The 21,336-nt window shown below is 52.6% G+C and carries 25 protein-coding genes; 24 read left to right on the plus strand and 1 reads right to left on the minus strand.

Annotated features, from left to right (window positions below; genetic code table 11):
• Positions 1-11 precede the first annotated feature (11 nt).
• The 12 genes from rnmV to FPL14_RS14320 all read left to right on the plus strand — a co-directional run bounded on the left by rnmV (position 12) and on the right by FPL14_RS14320 (position 9,273).
• On the plus strand, positions 12-563 hold the full coding sequence (gene rnmV, locus FPL14_RS14265) for a ribonuclease M5 (protein ID WP_182303615.1): 552 nt from the start codon (positions 12-14) through the stop codon (positions 561-563).
• A gap of 6 nt (positions 564-569) precedes the next feature.
• The gene (rsmA, locus tag FPL14_RS14270; protein ID WP_182303616.1) at positions 570-1,580 is read left to right on the plus strand and encodes a 16S rRNA (adenine(1518)-N(6)/adenine(1519)-N(6))-dimethyltransferase RsmA; all 1,011 of its coding nucleotides are present in this window, start codon (positions 570-572) and stop codon (positions 1,578-1,580) included.
• An 82-nt stretch (positions 1,581-1,662) separates the two neighbouring features.
• Positions 1,663-2,541, plus strand: a complete 879-nt coding sequence (gene yabG / locus FPL14_RS14275; protein WP_182303617.1) for a sporulation peptidase YabG — start codon at positions 1,663-1,665, stop codon at positions 2,539-2,541.
• A 149-nt stretch (positions 2,542-2,690) separates the two neighbouring features.
• On the plus strand, positions 2,691-2,966 hold the full coding sequence (veg, locus tag FPL14_RS14280; RefSeq protein WP_115995944.1) for a biofilm formation stimulator Veg: 276 nt from the start codon (positions 2,691-2,693) through the stop codon (positions 2,964-2,966).
• A 137-nt stretch (positions 2,967-3,103) separates the two neighbouring features.
• Positions 3,104-3,286 (plus strand): small, acid-soluble spore protein, alpha/beta type, encoded by a 183-nt coding sequence (locus tag FPL14_RS14285; protein ID WP_182303618.1) that lies wholly within the window; start codon positions 3,104-3,106, stop codon positions 3,284-3,286.
• A gap of 177 nt (positions 3,287-3,463) precedes the next feature.
• Positions 3,464-4,327 (plus strand): 4-(cytidine 5'-diphospho)-2-C-methyl-D-erythritol kinase, encoded by an 864-nt coding sequence (gene ispE, locus FPL14_RS14290; protein WP_182303619.1) that lies wholly within the window; start codon positions 3,464-3,466, stop codon positions 4,325-4,327.
• A gap of 101 nt (positions 4,328-4,428) precedes the next feature.
• Positions 4,429-5,256, plus strand: coding sequence for a pur operon repressor (gene purR / locus FPL14_RS14295; protein ID WP_182303620.1), 828 nt, complete (start codon positions 4,429-4,431; stop codon positions 5,254-5,256).
• Between the two features lie 27 nt (positions 5,257-5,283).
• Positions 5,284-5,682, plus strand: a complete 399-nt coding sequence (locus tag FPL14_RS14300) for a RidA family protein (RefSeq protein ID WP_182303621.1) — start codon at positions 5,284-5,286, stop codon at positions 5,680-5,682.
• 109 nt (positions 5,683-5,791) lie between these two features.
• Positions 5,792-6,076, plus strand: coding sequence for a septation regulator SpoVG (spoVG, locus tag FPL14_RS14305; protein ID WP_115995948.1), 285 nt, complete (start codon positions 5,792-5,794; stop codon positions 6,074-6,076).
• Positions 6,077-6,194: 118 nt separating this feature from the next.
• Entirely contained in the window at positions 6,195-7,592 is a 1,398-nt protein-coding gene (gene glmU, locus FPL14_RS14310) for a bifunctional UDP-N-acetylglucosamine diphosphorylase/glucosamine-1-phosphate N-acetyltransferase GlmU (protein ID WP_182303990.1), read from the plus strand.
• Positions 7,593-7,609: 17 nt separating this feature from the next.
• Positions 7,610-8,566, plus strand: coding sequence for a ribose-phosphate diphosphokinase (locus FPL14_RS14315; protein ID WP_182303622.1), 957 nt, complete (start codon positions 7,610-7,612; stop codon positions 8,564-8,566).
• Between the two features lie 62 nt (positions 8,567-8,628).
• Positions 8,629-9,273 (plus strand): 50S ribosomal protein L25, encoded by a 645-nt coding sequence (locus tag FPL14_RS14320; protein WP_182303623.1) that lies wholly within the window; start codon positions 8,629-8,631, stop codon positions 9,271-9,273.
• Between the two features lie 56 nt (positions 9,274-9,329).
• On the opposite strand, the gene FPL14_RS14325 is transcribed toward FPL14_RS14320, so the two are convergent.
• Entirely contained in the window at positions 9,330-9,524 is a 195-nt protein-coding gene (locus tag FPL14_RS14325) for a hypothetical protein (protein WP_182303991.1), read from the minus strand.
• 129 nt (positions 9,525-9,653) lie between these two features.
• On the opposite strand from FPL14_RS14325, the gene pth reads away from it, so the two are divergent.
• The 12 genes from pth (at position 9,654) to FPL14_RS14385 (ending at position 21,220) form a co-directional block, all read left to right on the plus strand.
• Positions 9,654-10,220: an aminoacyl-tRNA hydrolase gene (gene pth / locus FPL14_RS14330; RefSeq protein ID WP_182303624.1), complete on the plus strand. Its 567-nt coding sequence runs from the start codon at positions 9,654-9,656 to the stop codon at positions 10,218-10,220.
• 80 nt (positions 10,221-10,300) lie between these two features.
• Positions 10,301-10,531: an anti-sigma-F factor Fin gene (locus FPL14_RS14335; protein ID WP_182303625.1), complete on the plus strand. Its 231-nt coding sequence runs from the start codon at positions 10,301-10,303 to the stop codon at positions 10,529-10,531.
• 326 nt (positions 10,532-10,857) lie between these two features.
• The gene (mfd, locus tag FPL14_RS14340) at positions 10,858-14,379 is read left to right on the plus strand and encodes a transcription-repair coupling factor (RefSeq protein ID WP_182303626.1); all 3,522 of its coding nucleotides are present in this window, start codon (positions 10,858-10,860) and stop codon (positions 14,377-14,379) included.
• Entirely contained in the window at positions 14,366-15,448 is a 1,083-nt protein-coding gene (locus FPL14_RS14345) for a peptidylprolyl isomerase (RefSeq protein ID WP_182303627.1), read from the plus strand. The genes mfd and FPL14_RS14345 overlap by 14 nt, the downstream gene beginning before the upstream one ends.
• 117 nt (positions 15,449-15,565) lie before the next feature.
• Entirely contained in the window at positions 15,566-16,036 is a 471-nt protein-coding gene (locus FPL14_RS14350) for a hypothetical protein (RefSeq protein ID WP_182303628.1), read from the plus strand.
• A 2-nt stretch (positions 16,037-16,038) separates the two neighbouring features.
• Positions 16,039-16,626, plus strand: coding sequence for a hypothetical protein (locus tag FPL14_RS14355; protein ID WP_182303629.1), 588 nt, complete (start codon positions 16,039-16,041; stop codon positions 16,624-16,626).
• Positions 16,605-17,201, plus strand: a complete 597-nt coding sequence (locus FPL14_RS14360) for a response regulator transcription factor (protein ID WP_182303630.1) — start codon at positions 16,605-16,607, stop codon at positions 17,199-17,201. The genes FPL14_RS14355 and FPL14_RS14360 overlap by 22 nt, the downstream gene beginning before the upstream one ends.
• Before the next feature lie 86 nt (positions 17,202-17,287).
• The gene (locus tag FPL14_RS14365) at positions 17,288-17,743 is read left to right on the plus strand and encodes a DUF2269 family protein (protein ID WP_182303631.1); all 456 of its coding nucleotides are present in this window, start codon (positions 17,288-17,290) and stop codon (positions 17,741-17,743) included.
• Between the two features lie 17 nt (positions 17,744-17,760).
• The gene (locus FPL14_RS14370) at positions 17,761-18,591 is read left to right on the plus strand and encodes an arylamine N-acetyltransferase (protein WP_182303632.1); all 831 of its coding nucleotides are present in this window, start codon (positions 17,761-17,763) and stop codon (positions 18,589-18,591) included.
• Positions 18,592-18,775: 184 nt separating this feature from the next.
• Positions 18,776-19,561, plus strand: coding sequence for a methionine ABC transporter ATP-binding protein (locus FPL14_RS14375; protein WP_182303633.1), 786 nt, complete (start codon positions 18,776-18,778; stop codon positions 19,559-19,561).
• Positions 19,558-20,226, plus strand: a complete 669-nt coding sequence (locus FPL14_RS14380) for a methionine ABC transporter permease (RefSeq protein ID WP_182303634.1) — start codon at positions 19,558-19,560, stop codon at positions 20,224-20,226. Before FPL14_RS14375 ends, FPL14_RS14380 begins: the two co-directional genes overlap by 4 nt.
• A 70-nt stretch (positions 20,227-20,296) precedes the next feature.
• Complete coding sequence (locus tag FPL14_RS14385) at positions 20,297-21,220, plus strand: MetQ/NlpA family ABC transporter substrate-binding protein (RefSeq protein ID WP_182303635.1); 924 nt, start codon at positions 20,297-20,299, stop codon at positions 21,218-21,220.
• The last annotated feature ends 116 nt before the right edge of the window (positions 21,221-21,336 follow it).

Raw genomic sequence — 21,336 nt, forward strand, 5'->3', positions numbered from 1 at the left:
AATGAAATGTTATGATTCGAGAAATGATTGTCGTTGAAGGGAAAGACGATACAACGGCTGTCCATAGAGCCGTAGGAGCCGATACGATCGAGACGGGCGGATCCGCGATCGGCGAAGACGTGCTTAGACGCATAGAGCTTGCGCAGGAGCGTCGCGGGGTTATCGTGCTAACGGATCCCGATGCTCCGGGTGAACGGATTCGCAAGATCGTGACGGAGCGGGTGCCAGGCTGCAAGCATGCTTTCCTGACGAAGAACGAGGCTAGAGGCCGCAGGGGAATCGGGGTTGAGCACGCGTCGGACGAGGCTATCCGCAGAGCGTTGGAGGCCGTTCGAAGCCCGGAGACCGATTCCGGGGAGCTTGGGGAGATCGATTGGAGCGATCTGCTCGAGGCGGGCCTCATCGTGCACGCGTCTTCAGCGAGCCGCAGAGAGCGAATGGGAGAGCTGTTAGGAATCGGATACGCGAACGGCAAGCAATTTTACAAAAGGTGCCTCATGTTCCGGATTACGCGCGCAGAGTTTCTAGCCGCGCTGGAGCAGTTGAAGCGGGAAGGGTTATAGACGAATATGAAGAAAACGACGGATAAAAACGGCGGAGCAAAGAAATACGGTCCCCATACTAAGCCATATCAGTATTACAAGTCGTCCAAGCCTGAGGGTGCGGCGGCCAAACCTGCATCGGGTATAGGTTCCAACGAGATCCTTAAGGAAATCGCTACCTCCAGCCGTACTCGCGATATCATTCGCAAGCACGGGTTTACCTTCAAGAAGAGCTTGGGGCAGAACTTTCTGATCAACTCGGACGTGTTGGATCAGATTATTGCCGCAGCAGGCCTCGACGAGACGCGGGGAGCGTTGGAAGTCGGACCGGGGATCGGATCGCTTACGGAACGGTTAGCCAAGGCTGCGGGCAAAGTAGCGTCCGTGGAAATCGACAAGCGCCTCCTCCCTATTCTGGAGGATGTATTATCTCCCTATGAGAACGTGAATGTCGTCCATAGCGATATTCTCAAAACCGATCTTCAGCAACTATGGAAAGAACAGTTCTCGGGGCTCGCCGGCGTTAGCGTGGTGGCGAATCTTCCGTACTACGTGACGACTCCGATCATCATGAAGCTCCTGGAGGAACGTCTGCCTCTGGAGAATATCGTCGTCATGGTACAGAAGGAAGTAGCCCTTAGAATGGCGGCAAAACCCGGAGGGAAGGATTTCGGCAGCTTGAGCATTGCCGTTCAATACTATTGCGAGCCCGAGCTCGTCTGCATCGTGCCCGGCAAAGCTTTCATTCCCGCGCCTAACGTGGAATCGGCCGTTATCAAGCTGAAACGTCGCCTGGAGCCTGCCGTGAGCGTGCCGGACGAAGCGAAGTTTTTCCAAGTCGTACAGACCGCATTCGCGCAGCGCCGCAAAACGCTTGCCAATAACCTTGCGGCATTGTCCGGCAAAGACCGCAAGGGAGAGTTGGCGGATTTGCTGTTAGCGTGCGACATTAAGCCGGAACGCCGCGCGGAGACGCTATCGCTGCAAGAATTCGCACGGGTATGCGATGCGTTAACCCGAAGCGGTATGCTGGTTTAAGGCTTCGCGATCAAAAGCCGGCTTCCGGACGCGCACCCGAAGTCTCTTCGTTCCATAGGATAGACGAAGAGGTGATTTGCCCATGAAGCAGGGGGATCTAGTCGTTCGCAAATCCTATGGTGGAGACGTATTGTTCCGGGTAGCCGCATTCGCCGCGAATCAAGCCGTACTCAGAGGGATGGATTATCGTTTGCTTGCCGACGCGCCGATCAATGATCTCTATACGGTGCGAAATCCGGACGAGCTCGGCGGGACCCGCCAAGCTCGCGTACATGCGAATGAATCTTTACGTCGAATGAATGAGGAACGGAATCGGCAAGCCGCCCGCGTAGGGTACACAACGGCCTTGGACGATCGGCGCCAGCCTTTCTTCGAGATGCCTGGCCGCGTTCTCCATCTAGACGGAGATGCCAACTATTTGAGGAAGAGCATGCAGGTTTATAACCAACTGAAGGTTCCCGCGGAAGGCGTACACTGTCACGAGTCGCAAATGCCGCAAGTGTTAATGCGCTTGCTTCCCCAATTTCACCCGGACATCGTCGTCATTACCGGCCATGACGGGGTGCTCAAGCAACGCGAGGATCTGGAGCAGCTCAGCAGCTACAAAAATTCGTTGAACTTCGTACAGGCGGTAAACGTGGCGAGAGACTATGAGCGCAATCGCGATTCGCTTGTGGTTGTGGCGGGCGCTTGCCAATCCCATTTCGAAGCGCTGCTTCAGGCGGGGGCGAATTTCGCAAGCTCTCCCGGCCGCATTATGATTCATGCGCTCGACCCCGTGTACGTGGCCGTGCGCGCTTCCTTCACTCCTTTCAGGGATACGATCAACATTACCGACGTAATCGCCCATACGATCAGCGGAAGGCAAGGCGTTGGAGGAATCGAAACGATGGGACGATATCGGATCGGAGTTCCGAATTTAAAAGCGGTGAATTCAGAACAAAATGTGAACATTGTGTGACGAAAACGGCGAGAACTTTGGAAAAACCCAAGATCCATAAGGAAAATGACCGTTGACATGAAATCAGCATCGTTGATATAATATTCTGCTCATTTGACACCTCCCCTGGTTTTAGATATAATTTACAGGGAAAGAGGTGGTAGTGGATCATGGCTAAAAACGCTCTTCTAGAGATCAAACGAAGCCTGGAACCGCATGTCGGCTCCAAAATCATGCTCCGCGCCAACGGTGGACGACGCAAGACCATCGAACGCACGGGGGTATTGGAAGAAATCTACCCATCGGTTTTCATTGTTAAACTGGATCAGGAACAGCACGCGTTTAAGCGGGTTTCGTACAGTTACGCTGATATTTTGACTGAATCCGTGGAAGTTATGCTGTGCAATGACGATGGCCAGGTTCGCATCAATTATTTATCGCACTGACACGGTTTAATAGTACGGGCAGCATCGCGCTTGGGTTAAAGCGCCGTGCTGCCCGTTTTGCATGCATTGGCTTCCTTAAAGGCATCCTAAAGAAGGACTCAACTAGATGATGTCACTTACGCGTAGGAGGCGAAAGGATGAGTCGAAGAAGAGGCGTTATGTCCGAACAGTTCAAAGCCGAGCTGGCCAAGGATTTAGGGTTTTACGGCACGGTACAGCAAGAAGGCTGGGGCGGCATACGAACCAAGGATGCCGGAAACATGGTGAAGCGGGCAATTCAGATCGCCGAACAGGCGGTGTCGAAGCCTCCGCAATCTTAGCTGCGTGAAGGTATCGAGGAAGGAGGCGAAGTCCCGATCGGCGGGAATTCGACCTTCTTTTTCGCATTTATAGACGCTGTTTGTTATAATATGTAAAGGTTTTTTGGGGACTTGCGTCCTGTTATAATAACGATTTAAGGAATCAACAGAATCAGCCCTTTAATATGGGAAGTGGTGATGAACTTGTCGAAGATCTATGAGAAAGCGCCCGCTAAAATCAATTTGCTGCTGGATGTGCTGCGCAAGCGGGAGGACGGCTTTCATGAAGTTGAAATGATAATGACGATGGTCGACTTGGCCGATCGCTTGGAGATGGAAGAGCTTCCTCGGGATCAGATCGTGTTGACGAGCCAAGTGGGCTTTATTCCGCTAGATGAGAAGAACCTCGCTTTCCAAGCGGCCAGATTAATGAAAGAGCGCTACGGGGTGAAACGGGGCGTCTACATTCATTTGGATAAGCAAATACCGGTGGCTGCCGGACTTGCGGGCGGCAGCAGCGATGCCGCGGCGACTCTGAGAGGGCTTAACCGCCTATGGAATCTGGAGCTGTCGACGGATGAGCTGGAGTCGTTAGGGGCGGAGCTAGGCTCCGACGTTCCCTTCTGCGTGCGAGGAGGGACCGCATTGGCTCGCGGACGCGGAGAGAAGCTGCAAACGATCTCCCCGCCGCCGCAATGTTGGGTTATTCTGGCGAAGCCTCCGATTAACGTATCGACGGCAGACGTATACGGGAAATTCCGGGTTAACGAGCTTAAGGAGCATCCGTCCATTCCGGATATGCTGGACGCCTTGTCCCGGCAATCTTTTCCGGATATGTGCGCCTCGCTTGGCAACGTATTGGAGAGCGTAACGCTTAACCGTTATCCCGAAGTTAAACAAATCAAAGATTGTATGATCAAGGCGGGAGCGGACGGAGTGCTCATGTCCGGAAGCGGGCCAACCGTATTCGGGCTCGTATCCAAAGAAATCAAGGTTGCCCGGGTATACAATGGCCTAAGAGGCTTCTGTAAAGAAGTATATGTGGTAAGAATGCTAACATAATTGTTGAATCAGGCTGCAGCAAGCCAATCTTCTTGAACAAAACCGTATAAAAATGTTATGATACTCCTAAAATATTCGGATTTTGGACGGGAGAGGGGAACGTGAAGAAATTGAAACGAAGCGCTAGGCTCGTGGAAATGACGCAATACTTATTGGCCCGTCCTCATACGTTAATTTCTCTGACAGCATTTGCCGAGCGTTATCAGTCGGCCAAGTCGTCTATTAGCGAGGATTTGGCGATTATTAAAGAGGTATTCGAGGACGACGGAATCGGGGAACTGAATACGTTAGCCGGGGCGGCAGGGGGCGTGCGTTTCGTTCCGAAGTGCCGCAAGGATCAAGCCCTGGAGAAAATGGGTTCGATCTGCCGCGAATTAGAGCAGCCGGACCGGTTGCTTCCGGGCGGTTATTTATATATGACGGACCTGTTGGGACAGCCTGCGATGATGCAAGAGGTTGGCCGGATGTTCGCCACGGCGTTCGCGGATCGGAATATCGACGTCATCATGACGGTAGAGACGAAAGGTATACCGCTGGCTCATGCCACCGCGCAATACTTGAATCTGCCGGTCGTGATCGTTCGCCGCGACCATAAGGTTACCGAAGGCTCTGCCGTAAGCATTAACTATGTCTCGGGCTCGACCAAACGAATTCAGACGATGTCTCTGGCACGCCGAGCGCTTAAGGAAGAGTCGCGCGTACTTATTATCGACGACTTCATGAAAGCCGGAGGAACGATACAAGGAATGGTCGATTTGCTGTATGAATTCCGTGCAGTCGTTGCCGGGGTAGGGGTATTCGTGGAATCGGGCGAGATCGATAGCGAAGAGCGGTTGCTTCATGACTACGTATCGCTTGCCCGCTTAACGGAAGTGGATCTGAAAACCCGTCAAATTAACGTGCAGCCAGGCAACTTTTTTCTGAAATAAGGTTACGTACAATTGGAGGAAAAGATTATGGCGCTCAAAATCGTCTCAACATCCGAAGCACCTGCGGCTATCGGGCCGTACGCGCAGGCCGTACGCGCGGGCAATTTATTGTATACCTCCGGGCAGATTCCGCTCACTCCCGCCGGCGAGCTCGTAGTCGGAACGATTCAGGAACAAACGCATCAAGTATTAACCAATTTGAAGGCGGTATTGGCGGCTGAAGGAGCAGGGTTCCGGGACGTCATCAAAACGACCGTTTTCTTGAAGGACATGAATCAATTTACGGAGTTCAATTCGGTGTATGCATCGTACTTCGGAGACCATACTCCAGCCCGTTCAACCGTAGAAGTGGCAAGGCTTCCGAAGGATGTTCTTGTCGAAATAGAATTGATCGCGGCGATATCTGTCGAAACTGTCAGGAATTAAAAAATTATTTCAAATTTAGCAGTTGTTTTTCCATATTTAAGAAGGAATTTGCCCTGATTTGTGGAATATTACACCAAGTCTTTCTGATGGACAAAGGTGGTGAACACAGGTGCAAATTACAGACGTGAGACTCCGCCGCGTCAATTCGGAGGGGCGCATGAAAGCCATTGCTTCAATCACGATCGATAACGAATTCGTCGTACACGACATTCGCGTTATCGACGGAAACAATGGAATGTTCGTCGCTATGCCGAGTAAACGGACTCCGGATGGAGAATTTCGGGATATCGCTCATCCGATTTCTTCTGGTACACGCGAGAAGATTCAAGCTGCAGTATTGGCTGAATACGAGCGAGCCGCGCAAGAAGAAGAAGTTATGGTCGAAGGGGCATAATAGTGAAAATCGAAAAGAGGGCCCACGAGGCTCTCTTTTCATTTACCCGAGAATGAGCTATGATTCTGGTGATGTTTAAATGATCTGGAGTCGCAAAGGAAAGGGGCTTATTTACCCGATGAAGAAGATGGCGATCGTGCTTGCGGCGGGACAGGGCAAGCGCATGAAATCGAAACTATATAAGGTGTTGCATTCCGTATGCGGGAAGCCGATGGTCGGTCACGTATTGGATGCGGTTCGCGGAGCTTCCTGCGAGCGTTCCGTCGTAATCGTGGGCCATGGGGCAGAGGTCGTTAAAAGCACGTTAGGAGACACGGTGGAGTATGCTTTGCAGTCGGAGCAGCTCGGCACCGGGCATGCCGTTCTGCAAGCGGCGCCGCTGCTTGAGAATGAAGAAGGCGTAACGGTCGTGATCTGCGGGGACACTCCTCTTGTGCGCCAGGAAACGATAGAAGCGATGATCGACCTTCATACCAAGCAGGGGGCAGCCGCTACGATCCTGACGGCCGATTTAAGCGACCCTGCGGGTTACGGCCGTATCGTACGAGGTGCGGATAACAGCGTTCTTCGTATCGTAGAGCATAAAGACTGTACGCCGGAAGAAGCCGCCATTAAGGAAATTAATACCGGCACGTATTGTTTCGATAACCGGAAGTTATTCCAAGCGTTGGCGCAAGTGACGAACGATAATGCCCAAGGCGAATATTACTTGCCGGACGTAATCGGAATCTTGCAACGGGACGGCGATGCCATCGTTGCTTGTTTGGTGGAGGATCCGGCGGAAGCGATCGGAGTTAACGACCGGATAGCGCTTGGAGAGGCGGAACGCCTCATGAGATTGCGGATTAATAAGGGCCACCAGGTGAATGGCGTGACCTTCATCGATGCCGAGCATACGTATATCGAAGCGAACGTGAAGATCGGTTCGGATACGATTCTTTACCCTGGCACGGTGCTTCGCGGCCAAACGACGATCGGCGCCGACTGCGTGATCGGGCCTTCGACCGAATTGACGGATACGGTAGTCGGAGATAGCGCCATGATCCGCCAGACGGTCGCCGAAGGGGCGGAAATCGGGGACGAATGCAACGTAGGGCCGTTCGCATACTTGCGCCCGGGAACTAAGCTGGGACATCATGTGAAAATCGGAGATTTCGTGGAGATTAAGAATACGGTTATCGGAGAACATAGCAAAGTACCTCATTTAAGCTATGTAGGTGATGCTATCGTCGGATCTAACGTAAATATCGGTTGCGGAGCGATTACGGCTAATTACGACGGGTATAATAAATCGAAGACCGAAATCGGCGACAACGTCTTCGTCGGCAGCAATGTTAATCTCATTGCTCCGCTCAAGATCGGCGCCGGAGCTTATATCGTAGCAGGATCTACCATTACGCAAAACATTGCGGACAACGATCTGGCTATCGCTCGCGAGCGACAAGTGAATAAGCCGGGGTACGCGGAGAAAATTCGCGCGCGCGCTAAGTCCAAGAAGGAAAGAGAAACCGAATAAACAAAGGCGGTTATGCGATGGCCTATTCGGATCCAACATTAAAACTGTTTTCCTGCAGCTCGAATCCCGAGCTGGCGAAGGCGATCGCCGGCCATATCGGTCTCGAGCTCGGGAATGCTGAAATGAGCCGGTTTAGCGATGGGGAAATTCACATTCGGCTCGATGACAGCGTCAGAGGCAGTGACGTATATGTTATCCAGTCGACGTCCGCCCCCGTTAACGACCATCTGATCGAGCTTCTGGTCATGGTGGATGCGCTTAAACGGGCATCGGCCAAGACGATTAATGTCGTGATGCCCTATTACGGTTACGCGCGCCAGGATCGCAAGGCGCGTTCTCGCGATCCGATCACGGCGAAGCTCGTCGCCAATCTGATCGAAACCGCCGGGGCGCATCGCGTAATCGCAATGGACTTGCATGCGATGCAAATTCAAGGCTTTTTCGATATTCCCGTGGATCACTTGCTGGGCGTTCCCATTTTGGGGGATTATTTTCAAAGCAAAAAGCTGAACTCTCCCGTTGTCGTATCGCCGGACCATGGAGGGGTTGTTCGGGCGCGCAGATTAGCGGATACGCTGCAAGCGCCGCTGGCGATTATCGATAAGCGCAGACCCGAGCCCAACGTCGTAGAAGTGATGAACATCATCGGGGATGTGTCCGGTCGAACGGCCATTCTGATCGATGATATTATCGATACGGCGGGCACGATCGCGTTAGCGGCCAATGCGCTTAAGAAAGCCGGGGCGGCGGATATTTACGCTTGTTGTACGCATCCGGTGCTCTCCGGTCCCGCTATCGAGCGTCTCGCGGCCTCTCCGATCCTCGAGATTGTCGTAACGGACACGATTCCTCTTCGGCAGCCTTGCAACACGGACAAGGTCAAGGTACTTTCCGTGGCGCCGTTAATTGCGGAAGCGATTGTTCGAATTCACGAGCAACAGTCGATCAGCAAACTGTTCGAGCCTCATATTTAATGTTTAATGACCTCCTTCAAAGGGTAAAACAAGGTTAGACGTACTTGAGGAGGTATTCAGGAATGAGCGCAACGTTACAGGTACAAGCACGAGAGACATCGACCAAAGGCGATTTAAAACGCATTCGCAACTCCGGTCATATTCCGGGCGTTGTTTACGGTAAAGGTTTAGAAGGTTCTTCGAGGATAACGATAGATGCCAAGGATTTGGCGGCTCTGCTGAGAAGCCAATCCAACGCCGTCATAGATATGGACATCCCTTCGTTGGGCAAGCAACCGGTCATGCTGTCGGAGCTGCAACGGGATCCGATATCCCGCCAAATCCTGCATATCGATTTTCATCGCATCGATCTCAACCAGAAGGTCTCGACTACGGCGCGTTTGGACATTACGGGGGTATCCCCTGGGGAAAAAGAAGGCGGAATGCTCCAACTCATCGTTCATGAAATCGAGATCGAGTGTTATCCGAAGGATATTCCCGATTCCATAGCCGCCGATGTGAGCCGATTAGAGATGGGCGATCATCTGACGATAGGGGAATTGAATCTGCCTAACGGGGTAGAAACGACTCAAGACCCGGAAATGGTCATAGTAGCCGTTCTCGCTCCGCAGAAAGAACGTACGGAAGAGGAATTGGAAGCTCTTGACGACAAAGCCGAGGAAGACCGCAAGCATTCGGAAGCGGCGACGGCAGTCGAAAAAGGTTAAACCGAATTGAAAGGGGCCGCGCTGCGGAAGCGCGGCCCCTTTCAGGTTATGCGGCGTTAGTATCCGGGACGGGACACGAAGGTAAATTGCTTGCGATTGTAGAAAATATTGTTGACCTGAACGAATTCTTTGCCATAATATTCGATGAACCCGATATCGCTGTGTCGCTGCCCGCAGTAGATTTGCACTGGAACCTCCGAGGACATATGATCTAGGAAATGCCGATCATCATAGAGCATTTGGCCGTTCATGTACACCTCAATTACCCCCTCTTTCTTTATGGACTATGTATTGATTAGGACACATGAAGGGCAAAATTCGTTGCATCAATTAAAAATTTTTTTATCTGTATCGCTACAAGATGGAGGATGAATAACGTTATGCGTTGGATTGTCGGACTAGGAAATCCAGGCTCCAATTATGCTCAGACGCGTCACAATGCCGGATTCATGGTCATTGACGAGATGGCCCGCCGGCTGAACGTCGAGGTCGGCACGCAGAAGTGCAAGGCTCTGGTCGGGGAAGCGCGCGTGGGGGACATGAAAGTGGCATTGCTGAAGCCCATGACTTATATGAACTTGTCGGGCGAGTCGCTGCGCGCATTTATGGATTACTATAAAGTAAAGCTTGAGGACTTGATCGTCGTGTATGACGATCTCGATACCGAGGTTGGCCGCATTCGCCTAAGGTACCAGGGAAGCCCGGGGGGCCACAACGGCATCAAATCGATTATTCAGCATATGGGCACCCAGAACTTTAACCGGGTTCGGGTAGGCATTTCGCGGCCACAGCCGGGGATGGTTATTTCCGATTACGTGCTATCGAATTTCGCCAAATCGGAGCAAGCCGACCTGCGCAAATCCGTGGAGGACGCTTGCGACGCGATCGAGTTCGCCTTAAGCCATTCCTTCGAGCAAACGATGGCCAAGTACAATGCCAAAGGCTGATACGCTTAAAAAAGGCACTTTGCGGGAATACTGGAGAAGGAAGCGGGAAGCCGCATAACCTTACTTCAGGAGGCATACATATGGCTGTAAACTATATTTGCCGACATTGCAGCATGTCGCTTGGACGGTTCGAGAACGCGGATGTCCCGGAGTATAAGTTGGGCCTGCATTTCTTGACCCCCGAAGAGCGAAAGCGTATAATAGCGTATAATTCCAACGGGGACGTGACCGTACGGGTAATATGCGATTATTGCAGCCAGACTTTGGATGCCCACCCGGAATTGGCTTTGTTGAGCAATCCATTGCAATGAACGCTGAAGCATCACGTTCCGACATCCTCAAGGAGTCCTTGGCATGTGCCGGGGCTTTTTTTGAACGTTACAGAAAGTTTGACTACGCTAAAGCATGAAAGCGGAAGAAAATTTTCTGTACCTGGGAAAACTTCCGTTAAATCGCGGTCGCTCATCCTTGGGGAACATCGATAGAAGTTTTTCTTACGATACTGCAGAGCGAATTTACGTAAGGAACATCGGTTTGGCCGTCCTCTCTACAACAACCCTGCGATCCGCGTTACGTCGCATGTTGTTCGTTGGAGTCAGGGGAGGCTGACCCGTGTGTATCGGAGAGGGGAAATGCCATGAAGCCGCTAATCCAATCGTTGGTGACCGATCCCGATTTAATTAGCGTCATACAAGGGCTTAAAGGCGGAATGCGGGAGCAGCTTGTCGCTGGCTTGTCCGGTTCCGCGCGCCAAGCGGCTATCGCGGGGTTGTATCGGGAATTGCAACGGCCTATTCTCGTCATTACCCATAATATGTTCTCGGCACAGAAAATGGCGGACGATCTGCAGGAATGTCTCTCGGCCGAAGAGGTGCTGCTGTATCCCGCTAACGAGCTTATTGCGGCAGAGACGGCGATTTCAAGCCCGGAAACGTCGGCACGACGACTAGAAGCGATACTCAAGCTTGCGGAAGGCTTCCGCGGCATTATTGTCGTGCCGTTCGCAGGGGTTCGGAGATTCCAGCCGGACCTGAAGACGATGGCGGAAGCCCATTTGGATCTCAAGGTCGGTCATACGCTGCCGATGGAACAATTCCTTCGCGGAATGATCGAACTCGGGTATGAGCGCGTCGATCGGGTCGAGCAGAAGGGGCATTTGAGCGTGCGCGGGGGGATCGTCGATTTCTTCCCTTTAGCGTCCGCGGCCGCTTATCGCGTGGAGTGGTTCGACGACGAGATCGATTCCATCCGTACGTTCGATCCCGCCGACCAACGGTCGATCGACAAGCTGGAGACGTATACGGTGCAGCCAAGCCGCGAATGGATCGCGGGAGAAAGAAGATTCCAGAATGCGGCCCAGCATGCCCATGATTTGCTGGAAAAGCAGTTGGAGAAAATGTCCGACCGGCAAGCGAAAGAGCGGTTAAGCTCCGAAATTTCCCGGGAAATTGAGCTATTGCGACAAAATGTTTATTTTTCCGAAATTTACAAATATATTTCTTTGCTGTATCCGGAGAGACAGACGCTGCTAGATTACGTTCCTAAGGATGCCATTCTGCTCATGGATGAGCCGAACAGGCTGGGAGAAACCGCGCGTCAGCTGGAACGCGACGAGTCGGAGTGGACGACCCATCTGTTGCAGCAAGGGAAGTCGCTGCCGGGCTTCGTGCTGGCCGTCTCCGCGGAGCAGGCGCTTTATCCGAAAGGCTTCCAGACGGTGTACATGAGCTTGTTCGTAAGGCAAATTCCGCATACGCAGCCGCAGAACATTATTAACTTCGTCTGTCGCTCGATGCAAAATTTTCACGGACAGATGAACGTGCTCAAGGCGGAGATGGAGCGTTGGCGCAAGAGCGGGATCCGCATCCTCATGCTCGCGGGCAACGCGGAGCGCGCGGATAGAATGAGACGGGTGCTCGAGGACTATCAGATCGAACCGCCGGAAATTCTGCAAGGGAACCTGCAGAGCGGTTTTGAGCTGCCTTCTATTAAGCTTGTCGTCATCACGGAAGGCGAGATGTTCACCCAGAAGCAACGGAAGGCCAGACGCGTCGACCGCCATCTGGACAACGCGGAGAGGATCAAGAGCTACACCGAGCTTAAGGTTGGGGACTACGTCGTTCACCAGAATCATGGCGTCGGCAAATATCTCGGCATCGGAACGTTGGAAGTCGGCGGTATTCACAAGGATTACCTTCATATCGTATATGCGGGCGGAGACCGCCTATCCGTCCCTGTCGAACAATTCGACCTGATTCAGAAATATATCGGCAACGAGGACAAGGAGCCTAAGGTTAGCAAGCTGGGCGGCGCCGATTGGAATCGGGTAAAATCGAAGGTCCGCAGCTCGGTTCAGGACATCGCGGACGATCTGATCAAGCTTTACGCGGAACGGCAAGCGACGACGGGCTTCGGCTTCGGGGACGATACGCCGTATCAGCAAGAATTCGAAGAGATGTTCCCTTATGATGAAACGGCAGACCAGCTTCGCGCCATTCAGGAGATCAAGCAGGATATGCAAACTCCTCGCCCGATGGATCGGCTGCTCTGCGGAGACGTCGGTTACGGAAAGACGGAAGTCGCGATCCGAGCTGCGTTCAAAGCGGCCATCGAGGGCAAACAAGTCGCGGTGTTGGTACCGACTACGATTCTAGCGCAGCAGCACTATGAGACGTTCCGGGAGAGGTTCTCCGGGTATCCATTCAATATCAAAGTGTTAAGCAGATTCCGGTCCCGCAAGGAGCAGACGGATACGATCAAGGGCTTGAAGGCCGGTACGGTAGACGTCGTAATCGGTACGCATCGCTTGCTCTCGCAGGATATCGTGTTCAAAGAGCTTGGATTGCTTATCGTGGACGAAGAGCAGCGTTTCGGGGTTACCCATAAGGAAAAGCTGAAGAAGATCAAGACGAACGTGGACGTGTTGACCCTTACGGCAACGCCTATTCCGCGTACCCTTCATATGTCCATGTTAGGGGTAAGAGATCTGTCCGTTATAGAGACGCCGCCCGAGAACAGGTTCCCGGTTCAAACTTACGTCGTGGAATATAGCCCGACGCTTGTTCGGGAGGCCGTGGAGCGGGAGCTCGCGAGGGATGGACAGGTCTATTATTTGTATAACCGGGTACAAGGGATTTATCAGATTGCCGAACAGATCAGCGGACTCGTTCCGGATGCCCGCGTCGCTGTGGCGCATGGCCAAATGTCCGAGCAAGAACTGGAGAGGACGATCTTGGACTTCCTCGACGGGGAATACGATGTTCTGGTCAGTACGAGCATCATTGAGACCGGGGTGGATATCCCTAACGTGAATACACTGCTCGTGCATGACGCCGATCGAATGGGGCTATCCCAGTTGTATCAGCTTCGCGGACGCGTCGGACGGTCTAACCGGATCGCTTATGCGTACTTCACTTACCAGAGAGACAAGGTGCTAACGGAAGTCGCGGAGAAACGTCTGCAATCGATCAAGGAATTCACGGAGCTCGGTTCGGGCTTCAAGATCGCCATGCGCGACTTGTCCATTCGCGGAGCGGGTAATTTGCTCGGCGCCGAGCAGCACGGCTTTATCGCTTCGGTCGGCTTCGACCTGTATTCCCAGATGCTCGCGGAAGAGATCCAAAGCCGCAAGCTGGAGATGGGGGGAGTCGTTCTGCCTCCGCAACCGGTTAATACCCAGCTCGATCTGGGCGTGGATGCTTACTTGCCGCCGGAATACATTTACGACAGCATCCAAAAAATCGAGATCTACAAGAAGGTCGCGACGGCAACCTCGCTCGAGGACGTCGAAGATCTGTTCGAAGAGCTGATCGACCGGTTCGGAGAACCGCCTAAAGCGGTGCTTAATCTCATGACGGTTGCCAGATTAAAGGTGTACGGACGGAAATACGGAATCGAATCCATAGTCCGCCGCGGAGACGAGCTAACGTTGAAGCTGGAGGAACGCCGCCGCGCGGATGTAGACGTGAACAAGCTCAAGTCGCTGGAGGCGAAATTCCAAGGCCGCATGGTTACGGCGTTCACGGATCAACAGCTGCTTATCCGCTTTAAGGTAAGGGGAATGGATGAGAACGCTTTATTGGCGCTCGTGGAGGACTTTCTGGTACAATACAAAGAAGCGACAAAATCAAAGGGGGAACTACAAGATGTTGCACCATAAAAGCATGCCGTACCGCCGGCTCGCTATGTTGACGCTGGCATTGGTCATGCTGGTCGCATTAATTTCCGCATGCGGCAAGAAAGACGGAGGTACCGTTCTCGCCACGTATAAAGGCGGAGAAGTTACAGACAAAGAGTTCGACAAATATATCGCGTTCCAAACGATTATGGGTAATCAAATGGCGATGTACGTGTCGATTCCTCAATTCAAAGAGCAGATCGTTAAGCAGTACATCATCAGCAAAGAACTTATCAAAGGCGTTTCCGAAGAGGATAAGAAAAAAGCGAAAACCGCTGCCGATACCTTTAAGAAGCAGCTTGAAACGGCACGAAACACGCAGGCGGATTTGAAGCAACATATGGAAGATAGCGACTTATCCGTGAAAGAGGCGGTTGCCCTTTTCCAAGAAGCGAGCGAGTTCCAGTCCTATTACGCCGCTAAAGGAGAAGAGTTCAAACCTAAGGTAACCGAAGACGAGATCAAAGCGGAATACGCGAAAGATCCTTCTGATTTCAACGAAGTTACCGTGCGCCACATCCTGATCAAGGTTAACGATCCGCAAACCGGGCCGGTACGGACGGACGAGGAAGCTTTGAAAATCGCCAAAGAAGTTAAAGCCAAGCTGGACGCGGGCGGCGATTGGAAAGAGCTTGCGAAGCAATACTCCGAAGATGATGGATCGAAAGAAAACGGCGGTCTATATGAGAAGCAGAAAGCCGGCGGATGGGTGGCCGGGTTTAAGGAAGCCGCCAATACGCAAGAAATCGGCAAAATCGGCGAACCGGTCCAATCGGAATTCGGTTACCACGTCATGAAAGTCGAGAGCCGCGTAGCGACTCCGTACGAAAAGCTGTCCGATACGGATAAGGACGGAATCAGAATCGCCATCGCATCCGTCAAAGTGAATGAGTTTTTGACAGCGGAGCAGGACAAGCTGGAGATCAAGGTAACGTTGCCGGAAGAACCGTCGCCTAGCGCATCGGGTACTCCTAGCGCTTCCCCTTCGGCATCGCCATCCGCTTCCCCAAGCGCGTCGCCGTCCGCATCTCCGTCGGCTGCCGCTAAGTAATCGCAATAACGATAACCGAAGACGTGACTTGGAATTCCGAACGAGCAATCGAGGGGTTCCGGGCACGTCTTTTTTATGCTATACTCCTGCGCGAGAAGATATGATGGAGGGTAAACCGTGAAACGATGGCCTGCTGATCTCGCCCGATTGTTGGATAGACAGGTGCCTATCTTTATCCATGTGGCAGCCGCGCACGATGAAATGCCGCCTATGAGCTGTCGCGGGTATTTCGCGCGAACGGATGAACGGAGCGGCCAGGTGTGGATCGGAATATTGAAGAGCCAGTGGGCAAGGCTGCAACCCTATATACAGCGCAAGAGCAAGCTTGCGGCGTTGCTTACTTGCGGATTAGATAATGAGTCTTACCAGGTTAAGGGCACGTTCGTGGAACGCCGATCTTGCTCGGATGAGGACAACGCAACTCTCGAGGATCAGATAAAAATCACGTTCCGCCACTATCCCAACCTTGTCCCGTTAGTCTCGGTTCATCCGTCCGATTGCCTGTGCATCGGTATTGAAGTTCAGTCGATCTATCAGCAAACCCCCGGCAAGGATGCAGGGGCTTTGATATACGAAAGGGGAGTGTAACGATGCTGCCTTCCCAGATGAAGTCCGCATTCGATGGGGCCATGCCGTCGATTATCGTTACGAGCTCGGAAGACGGAACTCCTAACATTACGAATTTGTCGAGAATATGGCTAGTCGATGACGAGCACGTCGCGATCGCGAACCAGATGCTTAACAAGACGGCAAACAATCTCATGGCGAATTCCCATGCCTTGATCAAGACGGCAACTCCGAGCGATCTGATGCATTGGGAGCTTGACGTCGTTTGCGTTCGGGAGGAACTGGAAGGCGCTTTATTCGAGACGGTTCGCCGGCATATCGAGACGATCTCCTGGATGGCCGGAATTCCCGATTCGGTCCCGCTGCGGTCGATTCTCGTCTTTCGGGTACTGAACGTCCGCAAATGCGTTGAAGAATCGCAGCATCTCGTTCCGGTTCCGGAAACGTACGGGGACCTGTTAAAAGTACTTTCGGCGGCGTTGGGGTTGAGCCGATCTTCCTATTGGACGCTGGAGAAGGATGCAGGGCCCACTCTCCTCGCTCGCGAGGCGTTCCGGGGGCGGGCACGGACGAATCCGCGCTTGAGGCTATGGGACGGTTTGCGGCATTAGCCGCTACGGGGGATAAACCGATACGCCTAAATAACATCAGCTCTCAGATCAGATATGCGAGCTCCAGCCGATCGGAACGGGGCGGACCAAGCAAGCCGTCGCTTCCCAATCATCTGTTGGCGTTTCCGATTATCGCTTTCGGCGAGAGGGTGGGGGTCGTTTGCTGCGAGGAGGCGGAATCCGGCGGGGAAGCTTTCGGCCGTCTGGACGATCGTTATCTCGCTAAGCTCTCCATTAGGCTGGGAGAAGCTCTTGCCGCTATGCCCGGAGCCGATCCGCGACAGCGAGAAGATAGGCTAAGGCAGGTCGTCGAACGAACGGGATTGGAATGGGAGAAGAGCACGGAACCGTTTCATTCGCTGCTAAGCGCCAGGGAGCGTCAAGTCGCGATGCAGGTCGCAACCGGGCTTACGAACGGCGATATCGCCAAGCAGCTCTATATTAGCGTTCGAACGGTCACGACGCACCTGGAGCGGATTTTTCTGAAGCTGAACGTGACCTCTCGGGCGGCGCTTACTAGGTATGTCGTAGAAAAAGGCCTTCTAACCGACGATGCCGATCGCTTGCAGCCCTAAATACGTAATGCTACCGATACCGGAGAGCGGACTTCGCCGTTTATCATGAGAAGCGTCAACCAAATCTCATGAAAGCGGTGTTTAGTATGGAATGGTTAGTGTTGCTTCATGTCGTTTCGGCAGTTCTAGGGTTAGGTCCGGCGTATGCCTTTCCGTTGCTGCTTAACAATGCTCCTACTGTACACGAAATGCAGAGGAATCTTAGCGTCGTAACCCGAATGGAAATTTTCCCGAAAATATTCGGTACGTTGGCTTTGCTCTCGGGGCTGGCGTTGTTTTGGCTAGGGTCGTACGGTCCATTCATGCAAATCTGGATCGCGGGTACTCTGCTGGTGTACGCGCTCATAGAAATCGTGGTCATCGGGTTGCTTAATCCGACCGCGACGAAGCTGCTTGCCGCGATCGGCAAGCTTGATTCCGGCGAAAAGGAAGCTCAGCCTGCTTCCGAGCTCCAAATGAGCTATTCTCGGGTACGAAATTACCATATTTGGAGCTGTGCGCTAGGGTTGATTATTTTCGCCTTCATGGTTATTAAACCTTAGCGAGCGTAGGAGGCGCGATGATGAGCATAGACTTCGCGACGAAGGAGAAATATTTGAAGCTGCTAGGTTTGAATCCCCTGCATGGGGCAGCCTCTTACGAATATTTGCGCGAATTGGTGAACGTCCACCTGCATCGCATTCCATTCGAGAACGTGAGCAAGCTTTACTATTACCGCCACAGGAGCAAGTCCGGACTTGAATGGATGCCGGATATGGCAACCTACTTGGACAATTTGTCCGCAAGAGGGTGGGGAGGCAATTGTTATATCTTAAATACGCATTTCGGCCAACTGCTTAGATCCTTAGGGTTTCATGTCGAGCTAGTGCGGGCAATCGGAGGAAACACGCATTTGGCTTTAAAAGTTACGGTCGAAGGTCACCCGTTCTATGTCGACGTTGGCTACGGCGCGCCGTTGTTCGAACCTCTTTCCCTGGCTGAACAGCTTCATTTCGTTCGATGCGGGGAAGAGGTTGAAATCGTGCGGGAGGGCGATGGCCGTTATCGGATCGACAGGCGCGCGAATGGACAAAGCTTCGTCACGAAAGTCATCGAGTGGAATCCGGTAAGCTTGGATAGCTTCGACGATCGGATTACGGACTCCTTGAGAGACGAAGACGACAACCCGTTCATGCGCAGGATCGTAGCGACGTTGTTTAAGCGAGACGCCGCCTATTCCGCCATTAACAACAAACTGTTCATCAAGTCGAATAAAACGACGGAAGTCCATGAATATACGGATCGGATCGAGTGGCAAGAGATGATGAAGCGTACCTTCGGCTTTGCTTCGGGCGATTTGGATCAAGCGGTTGATTTTCTGGGCGCGCGCGGTATTCGATTGTTCCCGTGACCATCCGCCGAAATCGGAAATACAAATAAACCTTGACATTAGGTCATACATGAACTAAATTAAATAAAAACCAATATGTTTACTTGGAATTAAATCGGTTGACCAGTTAACTGGAAACCAAGCCCCGCGACTTTTAAGCCGAAGCGCGGATGCTTGGTTTTTTGTGTTGGGACGGAGTGAGATTATGATCGTCATAAGGGATTTAAGCAAAACTTACAAAACGGCGAACGATACGCTCACCGCATTGAATGGGCTCAACTTAACGATCGGACGGGGCGATATCTTCGGCATTATCGGGTTCAGCGGCGCGGGCAAGTCGACGTTGGTTCGATGCATGAACCGGTTGGAAGAACCGGACGCGGGAAGCATCCTCATCGGAGATACGGTCATAACGGATCTGAACGACAAGGAGCTGCGATTGGCCCGAAGGAAAATCGGCATGATCTTCCAACAGTTTAACTTGTTCGAGGGCAAAACGGTGTTTCAGAACGTGGCGTTTCCGCTGAAAGTTGCGGGCCATAACAAAGCAACCGTCAATAGACGCGTCAGAGAAGTATTGGAGATGGTTCAGCTAAGCGATAAAGAAAACGCCTATCCCTCGCAACTAAGCGGAGGACAAAAGCAACGCGTAGGAATCGCGAGAGCCCTCGTCAACGAGCCGGACGTTCTGCTATGCGACGAAGCCACCTCCGCCCTTGATCCGCAAACGACTTACTCGATCTTGGAACTGCTTCAAGAGATCAACAAGAAGCTCGGTTTGACGGTGGTATTGATTACCCACGAGCTCGATGTGCTGCAGCATATTTGCAACCAAGTAGCCGTGATAGAGAAAGGTACGATCGTTGAAACCGGAACGGTCGACAAGTTCTTCCTCGCGCCCGAGAGCGATACGGCACGGAGGTTCGTCAACATCGTGGAGCATTATCGGCAGAAGCGCTACGTGTTGGAAGGGGCGGGGTCGGGCATATGAGGGATGATCTGTTAGAACTGCTATGGGAAGGATTGCGACAGACGCTCTACATGCTCGTATGGGCATCGTTTTTCGCCATTATTCTGGGTTTGATTCTTGGGATCACGCTAGTCGTGACGGAGAAAGGCAACGTGCTCGAAGCGCGGCTTATCCATAAAGTCGTTAGCTTCGTCATTAACGGCGTTCGCTCCCTTCCGTTTATCATCTTGATCGTACTGCTCCTGCCTGTAGCCAGGTGGGTCGTCGGAACTTCGCTCGGCCCTACGGCCGCGATAGTATCGTTGTCCATCGGAGCGGCTCCTTTCCTAGGTCGCATCGTCGAGAGCGCTTTGAAGGAAGTGGCTATCGGCAAGATCGAGGCCGCCAAGTCGTTCGGGGCTTCTCCCTTCGACATTATTTTCCGAGTGCTGATTCCGGAAGCTCTTCCCGCTCTTGTTCGGAGCTTGACGATAGCGGTGATCGCCATTACCGAGTTGACCGCGGTTGCGGGCGCAATCGGTGCCGGCGGACTCGGCAGTCTGGCTATTCGGTTCGGCTACCAGAGATTCCGCGAGGATATTCTGTTCGCCACGGTTATCGTCATCATTTTGCTCGTCCAGGCGATCCAGTGGACGGGAGATTACATAGCCAGATCGATCAATAAAAGACGGTATAAGCTGGAATAGACCGTAGGAGCGTCATAAAGGTTTCACTGTTCTACCAAATAGATAGCAAAAAAAGCGGGAGTGAGAGAGAATGTCCAAAAAAAGTTTGTTTGTCCTCGTATCGTTATTCGTCATCTTTAGCGCGGTAATCGCGGGGTGCGGCTCGAAAAACAACAATAACGCGTCGCCTGCAGCCGCATCGCCATCCTCGTCAAGCTCGCCGGAAGCTTCGGCAACGGCTACCGCATCCAGCAGCCCTTCGGCCTCCGAATCCCCAACGGCAGCTGCAACGCCGGAAGTCACTCTTAAAGTAGGTGCGGCAGCCGTACCGCACGCGGTTATCCTTGAATTCGTTAAGCCGGCTCTGAAGGAGCAAGGAGTGAACCTGGAGGTCGTCGTATTCGACGACGAAGGCCAATTGAACCCGGCTCTGAACGAAAAACAAATCGACGCCAACTATTTCCAACACGTTCCTTATTTAGATTCCGTTAAAGGAGAGAAGGGGTACGATTTCGCCGTGACGACGAAGGTGCACGTCGAGCCTATCGGTTTCTACTCCGATAAGCTGAAATCCAAGGACGAGATCAAAGAAGGCGCGACGATCGGCATCCCGAACAATCCGTCGAATGAATATCGGGCTTTGGTCCTGTTGCAACAGCAAGGGTTCATCAAGCTTAAGGAAGGAATTACGACATATGAAGCAACGCCTAAGGATATCGTAGAGAACCCTAAGAAGCTTAAATTCGTCGAAGCGGATTCCGCGACGCTGCCTCGCGCGCTGCCTGATCTGGATGGCGCGATCATTAACACCAACCTGGTGCTCGAAGCGAAGATCGACCCGAATTCCGCCCTGTTCCGCGAAGACGCGAACTCACCTTACGCGAACATTATCGTAGTCCGCACAGGCGACGAGAACAACGAGGCGATTAAGAAACTGGATGTCGCTCTCACTTCGCCCGAAGTGAAGAAGTTCATCGAGGATACCTACGGAGTGGCTGTCGTACCGGCATTCTGATCCGTATCGCAACCTTATTCAATAAATCTTAAGAAAGAACCCTCACCGGGGAGCGGAGAGACGCGAGTCTCGAAACATTCCGTAGTGAGGGTTTTTTTGATGATTTTTAATCCTCG

The organism is Cohnella cholangitidis (genome assembly GCF_014107495.1).
Lineage (GTDB): Bacteria > Bacillota > Bacilli > Paenibacillales > Paenibacillaceae > Cohnella > Cohnella cholangitidis.

What these genes read in the sequence shown, in the direction of transcription:
- rnmV (WP_182303615.1), top strand. Translation starts at nt 12, where the DNA reads ATGATTCGAGAAATGATTGTCGTTGAAGGGAAAGACGATACAACGGCT.
- rsmA (WP_182303616.1), top strand. Translation starts at nt 570, where the DNA reads ATGAAGAAAACGACGGATAAAAACGGCGGAGCAAAGAAATACGGTCCC.
- yabG (WP_182303617.1), top strand. Translation starts at nt 1,663, where the DNA reads ATGAAGCAGGGGGATCTAGTCGTTCGCAAATCCTATGGTGGAGACGTA.
- veg (WP_115995944.1), top strand. Translation starts at nt 2,691, where the DNA reads ATGGCTAAAAACGCTCTTCTAGAGATCAAACGAAGCCTGGAACCGCAT.
- FPL14_RS14285 (WP_182303618.1), top strand. Translation starts at nt 3,104, where the DNA reads ATGAGTCGAAGAAGAGGCGTTATGTCCGAACAGTTCAAAGCCGAGCTG.
- ispE (WP_182303619.1), top strand. Translation starts at nt 3,464, where the DNA reads ATGAACTTGTCGAAGATCTATGAGAAAGCGCCCGCTAAAATCAATTTG.
- FPL14_RS14300 (WP_182303621.1), top strand. Translation starts at nt 5,284, where the DNA reads ATGGCGCTCAAAATCGTCTCAACATCCGAAGCACCTGCGGCTATCGGG.
- glmU (WP_182303990.1), top strand. Translation starts at nt 6,195, where the DNA reads ATGAAGAAGATGGCGATCGTGCTTGCGGCGGGACAGGGCAAGCGCATG.
- FPL14_RS14315 (WP_182303622.1), top strand. Translation starts at nt 7,610, where the DNA reads ATGGCCTATTCGGATCCAACATTAAAACTGTTTTCCTGCAGCTCGAAT.
- FPL14_RS14320 (WP_182303623.1), top strand. Translation starts at nt 8,629, where the DNA reads ATGAGCGCAACGTTACAGGTACAAGCACGAGAGACATCGACCAAAGGC.
- FPL14_RS14325 (WP_182303991.1), bottom strand. Translation starts at nt 9,524, where the DNA reads ATGAACGGCCAAATGCTCTATGATGATCGGCATTTCCTAGATCATATG.
- pth (WP_182303624.1), top strand. Translation starts at nt 9,654, where the DNA reads ATGCGTTGGATTGTCGGACTAGGAAATCCAGGCTCCAATTATGCTCAG.
- FPL14_RS14335 (WP_182303625.1), top strand. Translation starts at nt 10,301, where the DNA reads ATGGCTGTAAACTATATTTGCCGACATTGCAGCATGTCGCTTGGACGG.
- mfd (WP_182303626.1), top strand. Translation starts at nt 10,858, where the DNA reads ATGAAGCCGCTAATCCAATCGTTGGTGACCGATCCCGATTTAATTAGC.
- FPL14_RS14345 (WP_182303627.1), top strand. Translation starts at nt 14,366, where the DNA reads ATGTTGCACCATAAAAGCATGCCGTACCGCCGGCTCGCTATGTTGACG.
- FPL14_RS14355 (WP_182303629.1), top strand. Translation starts at nt 16,039, where the DNA reads ATGCTGCCTTCCCAGATGAAGTCCGCATTCGATGGGGCCATGCCGTCG.
- FPL14_RS14360 (WP_182303630.1), top strand. Translation starts at nt 16,605, where the DNA reads ATGGGACGGTTTGCGGCATTAGCCGCTACGGGGGATAAACCGATACGC.
- FPL14_RS14365 (WP_182303631.1), top strand. Translation starts at nt 17,288, where the DNA reads ATGGAATGGTTAGTGTTGCTTCATGTCGTTTCGGCAGTTCTAGGGTTA.
- FPL14_RS14370 (WP_182303632.1), top strand. Translation starts at nt 17,761, where the DNA reads ATGATGAGCATAGACTTCGCGACGAAGGAGAAATATTTGAAGCTGCTA.
- FPL14_RS14375 (WP_182303633.1), top strand. Translation starts at nt 18,776, where the DNA reads ATGATCGTCATAAGGGATTTAAGCAAAACTTACAAAACGGCGAACGAT.
- FPL14_RS14380 (WP_182303634.1), top strand. Translation starts at nt 19,558, where the DNA reads ATGAGGGATGATCTGTTAGAACTGCTATGGGAAGGATTGCGACAGACG.
- FPL14_RS14385 (WP_182303635.1), top strand. Translation starts at nt 20,297, where the DNA reads ATGTCCAAAAAAAGTTTGTTTGTCCTCGTATCGTTATTCGTCATCTTT.